This is a genomic window from Listeria swaminathanii, from assembly GCF_014229645.1.
Classification (GTDB): domain Bacteria; phylum Bacillota; class Bacilli; order Lactobacillales; family Listeriaceae; genus Listeria; species Listeria swaminathanii.
In genome coordinates, this window is the sequence record NZ_JAATOD010000005.1 from 117428 (window position 1) to 132924 (window position 15497).

Annotated in this window: 16 protein-coding genes; 11 read left to right on the forward strand and 5 right to left on the reverse strand. The window is 39.6% G+C overall.

The window, feature by feature from the left end; genetic code table 11:
• Nucleotides 1-178: 178 nt before the first annotated feature.
• The 9 genes from HCX62_RS12900 (at nucleotide 179) to HCX62_RS12940 (ending at nucleotide 7365) form a co-directional block, all read left to right on the forward strand.
• Entirely contained in the window at nucleotides 179-613 is a 435-nt protein-coding gene (locus tag HCX62_RS12900; protein ID WP_185502920.1) for a PTS sugar transporter subunit IIA, read from the forward strand.
• A 2-nt stretch (nucleotides 614-615) separates the two neighbouring features.
• The gene (locus HCX62_RS12905) at nucleotides 616-888 is read left to right on the forward strand and encodes a PTS sugar transporter subunit IIB (RefSeq protein ID WP_185639349.1); all 273 of its coding nucleotides are present in this window, start codon (nucleotides 616-618) and stop codon (nucleotides 886-888) included.
• Between the two features lie 26 nt (nucleotides 889-914).
• Nucleotides 915-2213 (forward strand): PTS ascorbate transporter subunit IIC, encoded by a 1299-nt coding sequence (ulaA, locus tag HCX62_RS12910; RefSeq protein ID WP_185639350.1) that lies wholly within the window; start codon nucleotides 915-917, stop codon nucleotides 2211-2213.
• A 68-nt stretch (nucleotides 2214-2281) separates the two neighbouring features.
• Nucleotides 2282-3274, forward strand: a complete 993-nt coding sequence (locus HCX62_RS12915; protein ID WP_014601179.1) for a phosphotriesterase family protein — start codon at nucleotides 2282-2284, stop codon at nucleotides 3272-3274.
• Nucleotides 3275-3286: 12 nt separating this feature from the next.
• A complete protein-coding gene (locus HCX62_RS12920) occupies nucleotides 3287-4036 on the forward strand; it encodes a creatininase family protein (protein WP_185639351.1) in 750 nt (249 codons plus the stop codon).
• Nucleotides 3996-4715 (forward strand): KDGP aldolase, encoded by a 720-nt coding sequence (locus HCX62_RS12925; RefSeq protein WP_185639352.1) that lies wholly within the window; start codon nucleotides 3996-3998, stop codon nucleotides 4713-4715. Before HCX62_RS12920 ends, HCX62_RS12925 begins: the two co-directional genes overlap by 41 nt.
• Nucleotides 4716-5459: an SIS domain-containing protein gene (locus HCX62_RS12930; RefSeq protein ID WP_149049104.1), complete on the forward strand. Its 744-nt coding sequence runs from the start codon at nucleotides 4716-4718 to the stop codon at nucleotides 5457-5459.
• Nucleotides 5460-5537: 78 nt separating this feature from the next.
• Nucleotides 5538-6350, forward strand: coding sequence for an SMI1/KNR4 family protein (locus HCX62_RS12935; RefSeq protein ID WP_185639353.1), 813 nt, complete (start codon nucleotides 5538-5540; stop codon nucleotides 6348-6350).
• Nucleotides 6351-6378: 28 nt separating this feature from the next.
• Nucleotides 6379-7365, forward strand: coding sequence for a DUF4003 family protein (locus HCX62_RS12940; protein WP_185639354.1), 987 nt, complete (start codon nucleotides 6379-6381; stop codon nucleotides 7363-7365).
• A gap of 43 nt (nucleotides 7366-7408) precedes the next feature.
• On the opposite strand, the gene HCX62_RS12945 is transcribed toward HCX62_RS12940, so the two are convergent.
• The 5 genes from HCX62_RS12945 to HCX62_RS12965 all read right to left on the reverse strand — a co-directional run bounded on the left by HCX62_RS12945 (nucleotide 7409) and on the right by HCX62_RS12965 (nucleotide 12902).
• A complete protein-coding gene (locus tag HCX62_RS12945; protein WP_185639355.1) occupies nucleotides 7409-8740 on the reverse strand; it encodes a cyclic nucleotide phosphodiesterase in 1332 nt (443 codons plus the stop codon).
• 89 nt (nucleotides 8741-8829) lie between these two features.
• Nucleotides 8830-9810, reverse strand: a complete 981-nt coding sequence (locus HCX62_RS12950; RefSeq protein ID WP_185639356.1) for a polyprenyl synthetase family protein — start codon at nucleotides 9808-9810, stop codon at nucleotides 8830-8832.
• A gap of 21 nt (nucleotides 9811-9831) precedes the next feature.
• Nucleotides 9832-10374: a flavinylation system FAD exporter subunit EetB gene (gene eetB, locus HCX62_RS12955; RefSeq protein ID WP_185639357.1), complete on the reverse strand. Its 543-nt coding sequence runs from the start codon at nucleotides 10372-10374 to the stop codon at nucleotides 9832-9834.
• A 32-nt stretch (nucleotides 10375-10406) separates the two neighbouring features.
• Nucleotides 10407-10841 carry a flavin-based extracellular electron transfer system protein EetA gene (eetA, locus tag HCX62_RS12960; protein WP_008948860.1) on the reverse strand — a complete coding sequence of 145 codons (435 nt, stop codon included), beginning with the start codon at nucleotides 10839-10841 and terminating at the stop codon, nucleotides 10407-10409.
• A gap of 174 nt (nucleotides 10842-11015) precedes the next feature.
• Entirely contained in the window at nucleotides 11016-12902 is a 1887-nt protein-coding gene (locus tag HCX62_RS12965) for an FAD-dependent oxidoreductase (protein ID WP_185639358.1), read from the reverse strand.
• Between the two features lie 447 nt (nucleotides 12903-13349).
• Between HCX62_RS12965 and pplA the strand changes: the two genes are divergently transcribed.
• Together pplA and HCX62_RS12975 are read left to right on the forward strand one after the other, a co-directional pair.
• Nucleotides 13350-14249, forward strand: a complete 900-nt coding sequence (pplA, locus tag HCX62_RS12970; protein WP_185639359.1) for an extracellular electron transfer flavoprotein PplA — start codon at nucleotides 13350-13352, stop codon at nucleotides 14247-14249.
• Nucleotides 14250-14411: 162 nt separating this feature from the next.
• Complete coding sequence (locus HCX62_RS12975; protein WP_185639360.1) at nucleotides 14412-15494, forward strand: FAD:protein FMN transferase; 1083 nt, start codon at nucleotides 14412-14414, stop codon at nucleotides 15492-15494.
• The last annotated feature ends 3 nt before the right edge of the window (nucleotides 15495-15497 follow it).

The window sequence follows — 15497 nt, forward strand, 5'->3', positions numbered from 1 at the left end:
TGGTATTAAGTTGCCGCGCTGGCTTTTTTGTATGCCCGCTAACAACGAAATGTAACAGTCTATTCTTTGCACTTTCGAAAAGAAAGGAATTGGGCTTTTTTAAACAGAGGAGCTACAGCTATAATAAGAGTGTAAGTTATTGATAGCGCTATCAATCAGTTAGAAGGGATGAAGAGATATGTCTTTTTTGAATAAAGAGCTTGTGAATCTGCATGGAACAGCCAAAAACGCTGACGAAGCTATCGTGCAAGCTGGAGAATTATTAGTGAATGCAGGTTATGTGAGCGAGCAGTATGTAGAAAAAATGGTGGAATCTTATCATGAAAATGGTGCGTACTTTGTCATTGCACCTCAAATAGCAATTCCTCATGCAAGACCAACTGATGGTGTGGAAAACTCTGCAGTATCACTAGTCGTTCTAAAAGATGGTGTGAATTTCGGACACGCCGCAAATGATCCTGTGCGATTAGTATTCGGACTTGCAGCAACGTCAAGCGAGGCACATTTAAAAGTCATTCAAAAAATTGTCTCCTTGCTTAGTAACAGCGAGAACATTGAAAAAATGATTCATTCAGAAGATTATCAAGTAATTGGAGAATTAGTGGAGGGATAATAATGAAAATTTTAGCAGTGTGTGGACTTGGTCAAGGGACAAGCTTAATTTTACGAATGAATGTAGAAACAGTTTTGCGTGACATGGGAGTGGACGCAGATGTAGAGCACATTGATGTATCCGCTGCTCGCTCGATGAACGTTGATATTATCGTGACAAGCCAAGAACTAGCAGAAACGCTTGGAACAGATACAGGCGCCAAAGTAGTCATCGTCAACAACTATTTTGACAACGCCGAAATTAAAAATGCATTATCTGCAGCAATCAATAGTTAAATAAGACAAAAAAAGGTGGGAAAAAAATGGAGATTATTACGTGGATTGCCAATAACTTTTTTGGAACCCCAGCCATACTTTTAGGTTTTATCGTACTTCTCGGGTTACTTTTACAAAAGAAAAATTTAAGCCAAGTTATTAGCGGAACTTTTAAAGCTATTATCGGATTCTTAATTATCAACGCTGGTGCGGCTGTTATTACTGGTTCACTGGGCAGTTTCGAACCAATGTGGAAAGAGGTATTTGGACTAGAAACACCACCGCTTGCAGGGTTTTTAGGTCAAGAAGCCTTTAATGCAAAATTTGGTAGTGCGGTAACACTTGCGATGACACTTGGATTTTTAGTCAACGTATTATTAGCAAGATTTACCCCGTTTAAGTACATTTATTTAACTGGTCATATGATGTTCTGGACAACGACAATTTTTGCAGGGATTACTGTGCAAGCTGTCGGCGGAGATATTCCGTTCTGGGGGCTGGTGCTCTTCTTAGCAGTAATTATGGGGCTTTACTGGACACTCCAACCAGCAATTACACAACCATTTTTGCGTAAAATTACTGGGAACGATAATGTCGCATTAGGCCATACTTCATCCAGTGTAGCGATTCTATCCGCTTTACTAGGGAAAGTATTCGGAAATAAGAAAAATGATGCTGAACATATTAACTTACCGAAAAAATTAGAGTTCTTGCGTGACTCGAACGTTATTACAGCTCTTACAATGGGGATTCTGTTCGTAGTTGGTGCAGTAATCCTGATGGTGAAGAAAACACCGGGAGCAGAGAAATTAATCGCAGAAGCTGGAAATCAAAGCTTCATCGTATACTCGATCGTTCAGTCCTTTACGTTTGCAGCGGGTATCGCCATTGTCCTTGTGGGTGTGCGGATGTTTATCGGTGAAATCGTACCAGCCTTCAACGGTATTGCGACAAAACTTGTACCGGGTGCGAAACCAGCACTAGATGCGCCAATCGTTTATCCTTATGCACCAAACTCCGTAATCATCGGTTTCCTAGGAGCATTCATTGGAGCGATTATCTGGTTAGTTGTACTTGGAAATACAGTTGGTTACGTATTTGTGCCAACGATGATTGTTCTCTTCTTCCACGGAGCAGTTGCTGGGGTATTCGGTAACTCGACTGGTGGGATTAGAGGAGCGCTGATAGGTGGATTCTTAACAGCTACGGTTGTTGCTTGGGGTCAATATATTATGGTTACATTCTTTATCAATACGACGGTTCCAGATACAGCAATGTGGGCAGCCGACTCAGATATGTTTATCCTCGGACCAATTGTCAGCATGTTAGCGAAGTTATTCTTTTAAGTGAAATCTAAACCTCTTCCTTGTCTAGCATTCAAGAGGAAGAGGTTTTTTGAAAGGAAGTTTTAAAAATGAGTTTTATTCGTACTTTTTATGGAGATATTGCCCCAGATCAATTGGGCTTCACTTATTCACATGAGCATATTGTCTGCGTACCGGCTTACTGGCAAGAACGAGATGCTGACGATTTACTTTTAGATGATAAAGAAAAATCGCAGCTAGACGTACAAGATTTCGCAGACTTAGGCGGAAAAACGATTGTCGATGCGACCGCGGTTGATTACGGCAGACGCGTCCTTGATGTAGCGCAAATTTCCAAAGAAACCGGCATTCAAATCGTTGGGACAGCGGGATTTAACAAAAGTTTCTTATGGGATGGGAAAATTAAGCCGGAACTGAAACCAATCATCGGCGATTTTGAAACCTATTATGAATGGATTGAAAATACTTCAACGGAAAAACTAACGGAATTTGTCGTAAATGAAGTGGAAAATGGGCTTGAAGGAACGCCGTATAAGGCCGGTCAGGTGAAATTTGGAACGGGCTACAATATGATTACACCTTTAGAAGAAAAGACGATACGCGCGGTTGCAAGAGCACATCATGAAACCAAAGCACCGATTCATTCCCATACAGAAGCGGGAACGATGGCGCTCGAGCAAATCGAAATTTTAAAACAAGAAAATATCCCGTTAGAATATCTATCTATTGGGCATATGGACCGCAACCTCGACCCGTATTATCATAAGCAAGTTGCAAAAACAGGCGCATTCATGTCATTCGACGGCATTGCCAAAATTAAATACGCACCAGAAAGTGCTCGTATTGCCGCGATTCTATATTTAGTTTCGGAAGGGTTTGAAGATCAAATTCTAGTTAGTGGCGATACTGCGCGAAAAACATACTATAAACATTACGGTCACGGCCCAGGACTCGAATACATCGCCAAAAAATGGGTGCCACGCTTTATCGATGAAGCAAACGAAAAAGGCTTTGACGGAGAGAAATTAGTCAAAAAATTCTTCGTGGATAACCCAGCTAGATGCTTTACATTTAAAAAATAGGAGGCGAAATCTGTGTTATATGCAGATGAAAATTCATTTGATATTGGCGCGAAAATCACGAAAACAAAACCAGTCATTTTGCCAATAGGAGCGGTTGAAGCGCACGGACCACATTTGCCACTAGGGACAGACAATATTTTAGCGTCAGAATATTCTGCGAAAATAGCGGCGGAAACAGACGGATTCGTGCTTCCGATATTACCGTACGGCCAAGTTTGGAGCTTGCAAGATTTTCCGGGAAGTTTGACATTATCGAATGAAACGGTCACCAAAGTAGTCGTGGAAATCGGTGAAAGTCTTTATAAACAAGGGTTCCGGCTGTTTGTGCCAGTGAGTGGACACCTTGGAAATATGGCGGCACTCAAAGATGCGGCGCGCGAACTATATGCCAAATACCCCGATATGATTATCCTGCACATTTTTTACCCGAATATCCAAAAATTAGCAATGGATGTGCGCGAAGGAACAGCCAATCACCATACGTACATTCATGCTTGTGAAATTGAAACATCACTCATGCTCTATTTATCCCCAGAAAATGCAGATATGAGTCGTGCGATTGATGATCCGCCAGTTTTACCAATTGATGCGGATTTCACCCCAACACCATGGCAAAACTTCACCAAGACAGCAGTTTTAGGAGAAGCAACTTTAGCGACGGCAGAAAAAGGCGAATACTTGATTGAAAAAACGTTAAAAACATGTGTGGAGTTGATAAAGCTTGAACAAGAAAAAATTCGAAAGTCTACCAAAATGGAATAATTTTGCGCTATTTAATTTTTTAGCGAAAGATAAGGAAAATAGCCGAGAAGTCATGGAAGCGGCGCATGGTTTCGCAGTACCGGGAATCGTCGCAACGAACTATGAAACAGCCGAAGAAGCGGCCGTTGTGATTAAAGAACTACAAACTACAGCGGCGGTCGTGAGTGTGGGTCTTGGTGGTGGCGGGGACTGGCAAAACTGGCGCGATGTGCTTCATATCGCCCGCCTTGCTTCAAACAGCCATATCAACCAACCAATCGAAACAGCGGGATTAACAAATGACTTGCTCCCAGAAACTTTCACTAATGCGCTCGTTCGACCAACCGGAAAAGTCGGTATCGTTCGTTTATCTTCCGGCGACGAAATCACGGCCGAAGAAGCTGTCAATTACTGCCTATCTGCCAACATCCCATCGATTAAATTTATGAGCATCGAAGGCACAAAATATTTAGACGAACTAGTTTATTTAACAAAAATCGCGGCCGAGAAAGGCATTTACGGTATTGAGCCAGCTGGTGGAATTGGGGCCGATAACATCCTTGAAATAACAACCGCCATCAAATCAACCGGTATTCCATTCTACATGCCGCACATTTTCGGCAAAACAATTGATAAAGCAACAGGTCGGACGAAGCCAGAAGAAATTGAGAAAATTTTTGCCGCATTGGAGGGGAAATAAATGATTAATAACTACATCGATATTACGGTGCGCTTATTAGAAAATATTCTTGATAATGAAGCGGATTACGTAAAAGAAGCAGGAGCCAAAGTTGCCGAGTCTATCGAAAACGATGGTGTTATCCATTTGTTTGGCTGCGGTCACTCCCATATTTTAACAGAAGAAGTATTTTATAGAGCAGGCGGATTAGCGGCAATTCATCCAATTTTACATGAACCGTTAATGCTCCACGAAGGTGCCGCGGCGTCTTCCGTACTCGAACGCAAAAATGATTATGCGAAGACGTTTATGGCGGAGGAGGATATTCGCCCGGGTGATGTTATGATTGTGTTATCAACATCGGGTCGCAATCCCGTACCAATTGATGTTGCGGAAATCGCCCGTGAAAAAGGTGCCTTTGTCATCGTGATTACCTCGCTGCAATATTCAGCCAGCCAAAAATCACGCCACGTATCTGGCAAAAGACTATCCGATACAGGTGATATTGTAATTGATAATGGTGCTGTTAAAGGCGACGCAGTACTAAAATCCGCGAACTTTGATATCGCATTCGCCCCAACATCAACCGTAACTGGCGCAGTCATCTTGCAATCTATTTTTGCAGAAGCGATTGAAAAAATGGTAAACGATAATTATACGCCACCAGTATTTATTAGCGGAAATGTCGAAAACGCCGATGCGCATAACCAAGCACTTGTTGATAAATATAACGAACGTATTCCGCTTCTTGGAATGAATTTATAAAAGTAGCTGCCTTAGGGATTTTGTTTCCCTAGGGTTTTTTTAGTATAATAAAGATATTAAGGACTTTGGAGGAATTCGATGCTTACAACGAGAAAAGCATTATATTATTTAGACAAAGGAAAAACAAAAGATGCTATTCGCTTACTTGAAACTTGTTGGAATCAAGAAGTGACAGTCGAAAATAGAAGAGATATATTTTCAGCGACTGTATTGCTCAGTGACGTGTTATACCAAAGAGGCGAACGTTTCCCAGAAATCTATCAACATCTAATGTCGATTTTAGAAGACATGCAAGATCTGGAAGCAGTTGATTTTGAACGCGAAAAAGCGACGCAGATTTTAGCTGAATTAGATGAATATTTTAGTGAAGTAGGCACATTTTTCCAAGATCATAGTTTAACCGAGCTTTGGGTGAAATCCGATTATAAAAATGACTATAATGATGTGTATCCAACACGACAAAGAGTGGCTGACATCGAAGCAGAACTTGGGCATAAGTTGCCTGAATCATATATCTACTTAATGCGTCATACCCAAAACGGAGGGATAGTATCAACGGATTCTGTACCTACGACAGAGCCAAGTTCATGGGCAGAGAATTGTGTAGCTATTACTGGAATCATGGGAATAGGGAATCGTGGAATTTCTACATTGAATGGATCATTCAATACAAAATTTTGGATGGAAGAGTGGGGTTATCCTGACGTTGGTTTAGCCATTGCTGATTGTCCTTCTGCCGGTCACGATATGGTTTTCTTAGATTACCGAGAATGCGGCAAAACAGGCGAGCCAACAGTTGTTCACATTGATCAAGAAGGTGATTATAAGATAATTAAGCTAGCGGATAATTTTGAAGCGTTCATTATGAGTTTGTATATAGAAGAATATTAATCCAAAAAATGGAAAAGGAGTGCGGCCGATGGATCCAGCATATGTATTTGATAGCGAGCAAGCAACGAAATTATTAATGAAGAATTACGAGTTAGTAAAAACAAGTGGTGTCAGTTTTATTGATAAACGAATTCGGTTTCTAATCGCTCGTCTGTTTGCAGGAAACAATGAAGTCGTGAGTCCAGAGAAATTCAATACACTAAACAAAGAATTTAAGCGACAACTTGGTATGTTTACAGCGCTAAATGGAAATGTCCGCGCCTCACTTGTAGGCTTGTTGATGGCAAGTGACAACGCTAGCTCAGACAGTGTTCGGCAAGTGATTTCAAACTATAACATGTTAATTCAAGCGGGATTTCAACGCACAGAATACACTTATTTTGCAGCTTACTTATTACTAGAATCGGAAAATCCAACAGTAACAGCTCAAAAAGCGAAAACCATCCACCAACTTTTCAAAAAAGACCACCCATTTTTAACCAAAAGTGAAGACGTGACAACGGCCGTTTTCTTAGCCAACCTACCTGAAGAAAACACTGGAAAATTGGCGGAAGTAACAGAATACTATTTCCAAGAGTTTGCCGCGAAAGGCTTCCGAAAAAATGACAGCCTACAATTTTTAGCAACAACAGGAACCCTTTTATACGGCGAAAAAGACAGCAAATTTATTCGACGAGTAGATAACATTGTGGAAGAATTACGACAAAAAGGCGTGAAAATAAAACCACTACATTACTCGAGTATCGGGATTTTAGCATTTGTCATGGATGGCCGCAAAATCGACTCAGGATTAGTGAACCTCATTGATGAATTAGGGCAACAACCTGGCTTGCGCTTTGGACGCGAATTCGTTACAGCTCTAGCGATAAGCCTTTATACAGAAAAACAATCAGGCCAAATGAGCAAAGAACAATTAGAAGGATTAATGGTCAATGTGCATATTTTAATTGCGATGGAACAAGCCGTCGCGGTAAGTGCAGCAGCTGCAGCGAGTGCGGCCGCCGCATCTAGTTAATACAAAAAAACTGGTAGCCCGCGCGGGGCTACCAGTTTTTTATTTATGGGCTAACATAAAAGTCATTGCTTTTCTTAGGTGGATTGGATGAACTTAAAACATAATCTTTCAAAAATGAATTCGGAGCGGAATCCCATAAAGCCATTCCGTCAGATTTTGGCGGTGCAGTACCAGCGAAGAAATACATATTATTTAATCCCATAGTATCCGCCATTTTTTCCTTATCTGCTTGGCTGTATTTATCATAAGACTCATTCGTCATCAAGTCCATAATCGCTTTATCATAACCACTATTATAAAAAGTATCGTAATCAAATTGGTCGAAATTAAGCAAGTTTTCATCCGTAGAGCCATTCGCTTTCGCCCAAGCTTCGATATCTAATTTTTTTGATTGATAAGTGAAGTTTTTGTTTTTTGCACTATACGTAATGGTGCCGTACTTATGCGGGAAAACAGAAAGCGCATTTGTCACGATATCCGTGATTTCTTTGCCATCTGTGCTTTTTGCGGAACGAATATTTTGCGTGTGGATATGACCGCTAAGAGAAAAATCCATCGCTCCAGCTGTAAGAGCATCAATCACTTGCTGATTATAATTAATCGTATAGCCTTTTTGGATGACATCACTATGATCCGTTAAATTATGATGCAACACTGGGATGAGTTTCGCGCCGTTTTTCTTCGCAAGCGCGCTACTTTCTTTTATCCAATCTAAAGTTCCGGCTGTTAATCCGCCTTCTGTTGTGGGAGTTCCCTGTTGCATATTTGTTTTATACATAGCAGTATCAAGCATAAGGAGCCACACTTTGGACGAGGGAGCCGCTAAATAACTAAGCGAAAAATCATCACGCGAAATGGCATCTTCGTAACCAAACTTGCCATAAATTTTACTAAAATCTGTTGGTGAAATAGTGTCAGTCGGTAGTTGCTTATCTTTTTCGAATTTGCGCGCCCATGGGTTATTAATATCATGGTTACCTGGAACTACAAAAACTTGAGTCCCATTCTTTTCCACTTGAGTAAGTTTTTTCGCTAATCCTTCGTGGCTTGTTTTTTCACCATTATTCGTCAAATCGCCGCTAATAATAAGCACATCTGTCTTCTTCGCCTCAACATCCGCTAAAAAAGCATCCGTTATTTCGTTGCTATAAGCCAGTTGTTTACCATCGCCAGCAGCCACGTATTTTTCAAAAGCTTTGCCATTATCCGTTAATGATGGTGCAAAGTAATGCACATCTGTCGTTACAACCATGGATAAATTACGATCTTTTTCGATTGGCGCAGTGATTTTCTCCGTTTTCCCACTTGCAGAACTACAAGCAACTAAAGAAAAAGACAACAATATAGGTGTAACTATTTTTAAAAATCGAATCACGTTAATCACGCTTTCATGTTTGTATTTTCACAATAAGTCGTAAAATTTAGAACAAAACTCAAAATATAAGGAGCCATGTTCTAAATGGTTTAGATATCTCTATCTAAAATACTTTTCGTCAAGCTGTACATATCATCACGGTACGCGCCAGCTGGTAATTTTTTAATTTCACGAAGAGCTTTATTCGTATATTTATTAGCAAGTTTAAAGGCTTGCTCCACACCGTTATATTTAGAAATAAGTGCTAAAACTTGTTCGGAAGCTTCATCAGTCATATCTAGTTTTTGCGAAAGAAGCGGCTCGAATTCGGCCAAATGACCTTTCATTGCATAAATAAGTGGTAGAGAATAAATCCCTTGTTTCATATCATTTAAAACTGGTTTGCCAAGACCTTCATCGGTGCTCGTATAATCAAGCACGTCATCAATAATTTGGAAAGCCATACCAAGATAATGCCCGATATTATAGCATTTTGCAACAGTTAAGCGACCTGCTTTACTACCAGTTGCGCCAGAATAACAACTAAGCGCAAAAAGTTGAGCTGTTTTGCCAGAAATACGAGTTAAATATTCGCGGACAGTAACGTTCATTTTGTAGCTAGTGCGCATTTGGTCCAGTTCGCCCATTAAGATTTTTTCGATATTTTTACTATTAAATTCGATATTCTCAATAGAAGAAGCATGCGCAGATAAAATTTTGAAACAGATACAGAATAAATAATCGCCAGTATAAACGGCATAATTACGACCATATTTGGAATGAATTGTCGGAATACCACGACGTAACGGGGAATCATCAACGACATCATCATGAATTAACGTTGCCATATGAAGCACTTCAAGCGCAGCAGCGATAGAAACAGCGCGGTCTTTATCAAAATCTGGTCCAGCTTGGGCAGAAAGAAGCGCAAAAGCAGGGCGCAATAATTTTCCACCAGCGTGAATCAAATCTTTCACATTTTTTTCGACATGTTTATCGCGAATTTGGATATTTTTTTCAATCGTTTGTAAGACTTGTTGTAAATCTTTGGAAAGTGCAGGATAGTCATCCCACATAGCATGAAGTTGCATATTGAACTCCTTTTTTTAAAGTTATTTTTGTACTGCTTGACTTTGTTTAGCATCAGCGAACATCCGCAACGTTTGGACGTTTTTCAGTAGGTAGTTTGCCGCAATCCCAACCGCAATCCCGGAAAGAATACCGATAAAAGATAATACTGGCAAATAAAGCATAACCGACCAAGTACCCGCGATCCAACTAGCAATAACGAGTTGTCCGACGTTATGTAAAATCCCGCCCGTAACACTCACGCCAATGATGCTCACACGTTTCGGTCCAAGTTGCTGCACGAGCCACATCCCAAGAAAACTCAAGATAGCCCCGGCCGCACTATACATAAATGTCGAAATCGTTCCACCAAGCAAAGTGGATAATACTAATCGAATGCAGATTATCATAAATGTATCTTTTGCCGATAACGTATAAAGCGAAATACACGTAATAATATTAGCAAGACCAAGTTTCGCCCCAGGAGCAAACGCAAATGGGAACGGAATAGCCCGTTCAAGTAAACTAATGACAACAGCTTGTGCAGCCAAAAGTGCTATATATACTAATCGTCTGTTTTTTGTCATAGAAACACTTTCCTATCTATTAGAGGATAAGGTCAGGAAGAGATAATCGGATCATCTGAATCGCCTGAACTCCCGTCACTCGCTTTTACTTCAATTACTAACTTATGTGGAAGACAAACGACCGTATCTCCTTGTTTATCAATTGCCCCAGTCCGAACACACACCTGATCGTTACAGTTCGCTTTACTAATTCGGATTTCTTCCCCTGAAACCTCAATCGTGTTAGTATGTCCATCCGGTTGTTTCACATCAAAGCTTTCCGTTCCTTTGTGTCCAGTGAGCGTAACGGTCTTATATTCTTTACTATCAACAGAAATAACCGCAACAAGCTCTTTCTTTCCACTAGCAGGAGCCGGTTCATTCGCTTTTACATATGAAAAAATAGCAATCGGCAAAAAGGAGAGTATACAAAGAGATAAAATAATAATAATATCCCAACGCTTCACCATAGAAAGATACTTCTTCACCGTATTGCCTCCTTTCAAAATGTCATGTACAAATCCTATTTTAAAGGATAATGCCTAAATATAATAGGAAAAAGTTCAAGAAATAAACAAATAATAAAAACGGAAGCACCTCCTATGCCAAAACTGGCTTTTGGATGCACTCCCGAGTTTTTATTTAAAATTTAACTAGTTAATTTACTTGTCTCTGTAAACGGATCTTGGCTTACCGTACCACCAGTGACCAAGATGTTTTTGGAACCATGGAACAGCCCAATAATCAAGACCAAATGTGCGTCCAGCGCCATTTAGAAGTGCGATAGAAGCTGGTAACGCCCAGAATTTGTCCCAACCAAGCATAGCGCTTAGTGTAAACATTACTAGGAATCCAGCACTTCCGATACTTACAAGCCAAGTGAATAGACCAACTACCATAGCAAGACCGATTGCAAGTTCAACGAAAGGTACAACTTTTTGCATTACTAGTGCAACGTCAAGGTTTGGCATTAGAAGTTCCATAATCCACTGGAACCAACCAGGCATATGACTAAGAATTGGAGTAGTTACGTTTGTTGCAGCAGCCCCAGCAGCATCACCGGCAGCTTGACTAGCGCCAGATGTAGCAGCAGTTTGTAACCATTCGAATGGCATTTTAGAGCTTGTTGCAGTTAACCAAGAGTCAGAACCGATACCGTTAAATAAAGGTTTTAAGTTTGTAATACTTACTTTATCCCATGTAGTTTCACCGTAGATTTTAGAAAGAGCTTCGTCAATCCAGAACCAACCTAGATATACACGTAAAGGAAGAACCCAAAGTACGTTACCGTAACGAGAAGTCCAACCACGGAAGATATTACGGTGATCTTTAATGTGGAAGAATTCATGCATGATATATTGCCACATGTAGTAACCACTACGGATACCGAAGAAGTAATACAAGTTAACCATATGTTTCATTAAAATAGCGAACCAACCAGAAAGATGCATGCCACCAAGATGAGCAACACCATATTTAGCTCCGATAGAAACCATTACACCGTGGTATTTACCTTGGAATGGTTCTTTTTCGCCAGTACCGCTCATTTCAACGATGATGCTTTTCGCTGCAGTTAATGCAGTTTGTTCAGCACCTTCAACGATTTGCGGTGTAGGTTTGCCTTCTTCATCTTCAAAGTAAGCAAGGTCACCAACGACATAAACATCTTTAAGACCGTCAGCTTCCATATATTGGTTTACTTTCAAACGGCCTGCACGAGCAGATTCCATGCCGTAATCTTTTGTATCAGAGTTAGCGCGAACACCAGCAGTCCAAATTAATGTACTTGTTGGAAGCTCCTCGCCAGATTTAAGTACGATGCTTTCAGGTTTAACTTCAACGATAGCAGCGTTTTTCATGATTTCAATACCTTTTTTAACCATGTAACGTTCTGCTTTGTCAGCGTCTCTTCTTTCAAGCATGTTTAGAATTGTTGGAGCAGCTTCTACTACAACTAGTTTAATTTCAGATGCGTCAATTTTGTTATCTTTAGCAAGACGATCTTTCCATTCTAAAAGTTCCCCAACCATTTCGATACCAGTAAATCCAGATCCACAAACAACGAATGTTAACATTGCTTTACGTTTTTCAACGTCTTGTTCGCGAGATGCTTTCGTTACAGTTTCTTCAATATGATTGCGTAACTTAACAGAATCTTCCCAAGACCAAAGTGTAAAGCCATTTTCGCCAACACCAGGAGTCCCGAAATCATTAGGTTCGCCGCCCATACCTAATACTAGGTAATCAAACGGATAGCTTCCGTGTTCTGTTGTTACAACTTTTTTATCATGATCTACATGTGTCACGTTATCAGTTACAAGATTAACTTTTGTTCTATTAAACAAACGACGTAAATCATATTGAATTGCAGTTGGTTCAACACGACCACCAGCAACCTCATGTAGTTCAGTCATCATTGTATGGTACGAATGACGATCGATTAATGTAATATTAACGTCTTTGTCTTTCTTGTATTTCTTAGCTAATTTCTTAGCAGCGTGTACACCTGCATATCCTGCCCCAATTAAAACGATATTCTTTTCAGGCATATGCTTCCTCAACTCCTTGTAAGTTTATTCACAAAAATAAAATGAGTCCAAAATTCCCCACAGTATTATTATAACCTATCATAGTTTAACAGAAACCTCCTACTAATGTCTAGATAGTAAAGAACAATTCTAATCTAAAATTCAAAAATAGGACTTTGTGCAAATGTTACATAATTAAGCAGGCATAAAGTCCTTGTTTCGTGTAGGTTGTTAGACATTTTTGTTTGCTATTTTGCGCAAAAAGGTTGGTTAAAGCCATCTTTTATATATCAATAGTCATTATTTTGAAAATTAGATGAATTATGTCTTTAGAATTACAGTAGACAAAACCGGACGCTGATGGTATCATTTGTATTGTAAAAGTGATATCGCTTTCGCAGACTATCGGTTTGTGTTCACGAAATCACAAACAAAGTTAATCAATAAAACAAAAGGTGGGAGCAAAACATGAAATTGAAAAAAGTAGCAATGGGTATTACCGTAGTAATGGCTTCAAGTTTATTACTAGTAGGTTGCGGTAGCAGTGACGACAGCAGCAAAGATAAGAAGAGCACAGACACAAAACAAACAGAAACAAAGAAAACAGCTAAAACTGATGGTACTATGACTGACGGTACTTACAAATTAGAAGAAAAGAACTTTGACGACAAAGGCTGGAAAGGTTTCATGTCAATCGAAGTTAAAGATGGTAAAATTACTAAAGCTAACTACGATTACAAAAACAAAGATGGCAAATTAAAATCTGAAGATGCAGACTACGAAAAAGCTATGAAAGCTAAAGTAGGAACTGGTCCACAAGAATACTTGAAACAATTAAGCGATTCTTTAGTTAAAAATCAAGCAGCAGCATCTGTAGAAGTAGTTTCAGGAGCAACTCATTCTTCTGACGCATTCATCAACTATGCTAACCAATTAATCCAAGCAGCTCAAAAAGCTGATACAACTACAATTTCCATCAACAACCTAGCTAAAATGGAAGATGGAACTTATAAATTAGAAGAACAAAATTACGCTCATGGTTACCGTGTAGTATTCAGCATGGACGTTAAAGATGGCAAAATTACTAAATCCGACTACAACTATGTTGATAAAGACGGAAAACTTAAATCAGACGACGCTGACTACGAGAAAAACATGAAAGCTAAATCTGGTACTGGTCCAAAAGAATACATCCCAGCACTTAACAAATCTCTTGTAGAAAAACAAGACGTTGCTGCAGTAGACACAGTTTCTGGTGCTACTAATTCTTCTAACCAATTCAAAATCTATGCAGCTCAACTTCAAAATGCTGCACAAAATGGTAACACTGACACAATTAAAGTATACAACTTAGTAGAAGCTGAATAATCAGCACAATTAATGCACAAAACGGCTGGCCCTGATTTTCGGGGCTAGCCGATTTTTTTATCGAAAAACAGAGGAATTAAGCCTTTTTACTATAGATTTATTCCTTTTTTTACGCTATAGTTATTCAAGTAAAGATCATGGATTAGAAAGGTGAAAAAGCTCATGAAAAAATGGAAAATAATATTTTCAGTTATCATATTAGCGCTCGTTGTATCAGCGTGCGGAAACTCAAGTAAAGAATCAAAAAGTGAACCAAGCGATTCAAAAAATCTAATGGACCAACCATACTCTAAAACAGACTTCCTGATGGGGACGGTCGTAACACTTAAAATTTATGACAAAGACAAAGAAGACGTCCTTGATAAAGGCTTCGATCGCATCAAAGACCTAGCTGCCAAAATTACCACAAGCGATTCAGGAAAAACTTCTGAAGTGGACAAAATCAATGAACAAGCAGGCAAAAAACCGGTCAAAGTATCAGAAGACGTTTACTACTTAATCCAAGAAGGACTTAAATACTCCGAGAACTCTGGTGGCAGCTTCGATATTACTATTGGCCCGTTAACGTCCTTGTGGCACATCGGTTTTTCTGATGCGCGCAAACCTTCTCAAGCCGAAATTGACGCAGTTTTACCATTAATCAATTATAAAGACGTTACAATGAACGACAAAGATCGAACTGTCTATTTAGAAAAAGAAGGCATGGAGCTTGATTTAGGCGCAATTGCTAAAGGCTTCATTACCGATGAAACATTAAAAGTATTCAAAGAAAATAAAGTAACCACATCTATTATAGATTTAGGCGGAAACATTTACGTTCAAGGTAACAATCCGAATGGCAATAAATGGAATGTCGGAATCCAAGACCCATTCTCCCCTCGTGGAAGCGTTATTGGGAAACTTCCTGAATCCAACATGTCCATCGTGACTTCAGGTATTTATGAACGCTATCTAGAAGTTGACGGCAAAACATATCACCACATTTTAGATCCGAAAACAGGTTATCCTTTTGATAATGATATCGCAGGGGTTTCGATTGTATCTAAAAAATCGATTGACGGCGACGGCCTATCAACTGCCACGTTCTCCAAAGGAATTAAAGGCGGAATGGACTACATCGAACAATTCGACGGTGTAGATGCAATTTTCATTAGTAAAGAGAAAAAAGTATACGAAACATCTGGATTAAAAGGTCAATTCGAATTAACCGATAAAGACTTCCAAATGGATACGTTGAAAAAATAAACT

Bases quoted from the DNA above. Each gene is read 5' to 3' on its own strand.
- HCX62_RS12900 (WP_185502920.1), top strand. From the start codon at position 179: ATGTCTTTTTTGAATAAAGAGCTTGTGAATCTGCATGGAACAGCCAAA.
- HCX62_RS12905 (WP_185639349.1), top strand. From the start codon at position 616: ATGAAAATTTTAGCAGTGTGTGGACTTGGTCAAGGGACAAGCTTAATT.
- ulaA (WP_185639350.1), top strand. From the start codon at position 915: ATGGAGATTATTACGTGGATTGCCAATAACTTTTTTGGAACCCCAGCC.
- HCX62_RS12915 (WP_014601179.1), top strand. From the start codon at position 2,282: ATGAGTTTTATTCGTACTTTTTATGGAGATATTGCCCCAGATCAATTG.
- HCX62_RS12930 (WP_149049104.1), top strand. From the start codon at position 4,716: ATGATTAATAACTACATCGATATTACGGTGCGCTTATTAGAAAATATT.
- HCX62_RS12935 (WP_185639353.1), top strand. From the start codon at position 5,538: ATGCTTACAACGAGAAAAGCATTATATTATTTAGACAAAGGAAAAACA.
- HCX62_RS12940 (WP_185639354.1), top strand. From the start codon at position 6,379: ATGGATCCAGCATATGTATTTGATAGCGAGCAAGCAACGAAATTATTA.
- HCX62_RS12950 (WP_185639356.1), bottom strand. From the start codon at position 9,810: ATGCAACTTCATGCTATGTGGGATGACTATCCTGCACTTTCCAAAGAT.
- eetB (WP_185639357.1), bottom strand. From the start codon at position 10,374: ATGACAAAAAACAGACGATTAGTATATATAGCACTTTTGGCTGCACAA.
- HCX62_RS12965 (WP_185639358.1), bottom strand. From the start codon at position 12,902: ATGCCTGAAAAGAATATCGTTTTAATTGGGGCAGGATATGCAGGTGTA.
- pplA (WP_185639359.1), top strand. From the start codon at position 13,350: ATGAAATTGAAAAAAGTAGCAATGGGTATTACCGTAGTAATGGCTTCA.
- HCX62_RS12975 (WP_185639360.1), top strand. From the start codon at position 14,412: ATGAAAAAATGGAAAATAATATTTTCAGTTATCATATTAGCGCTCGTT.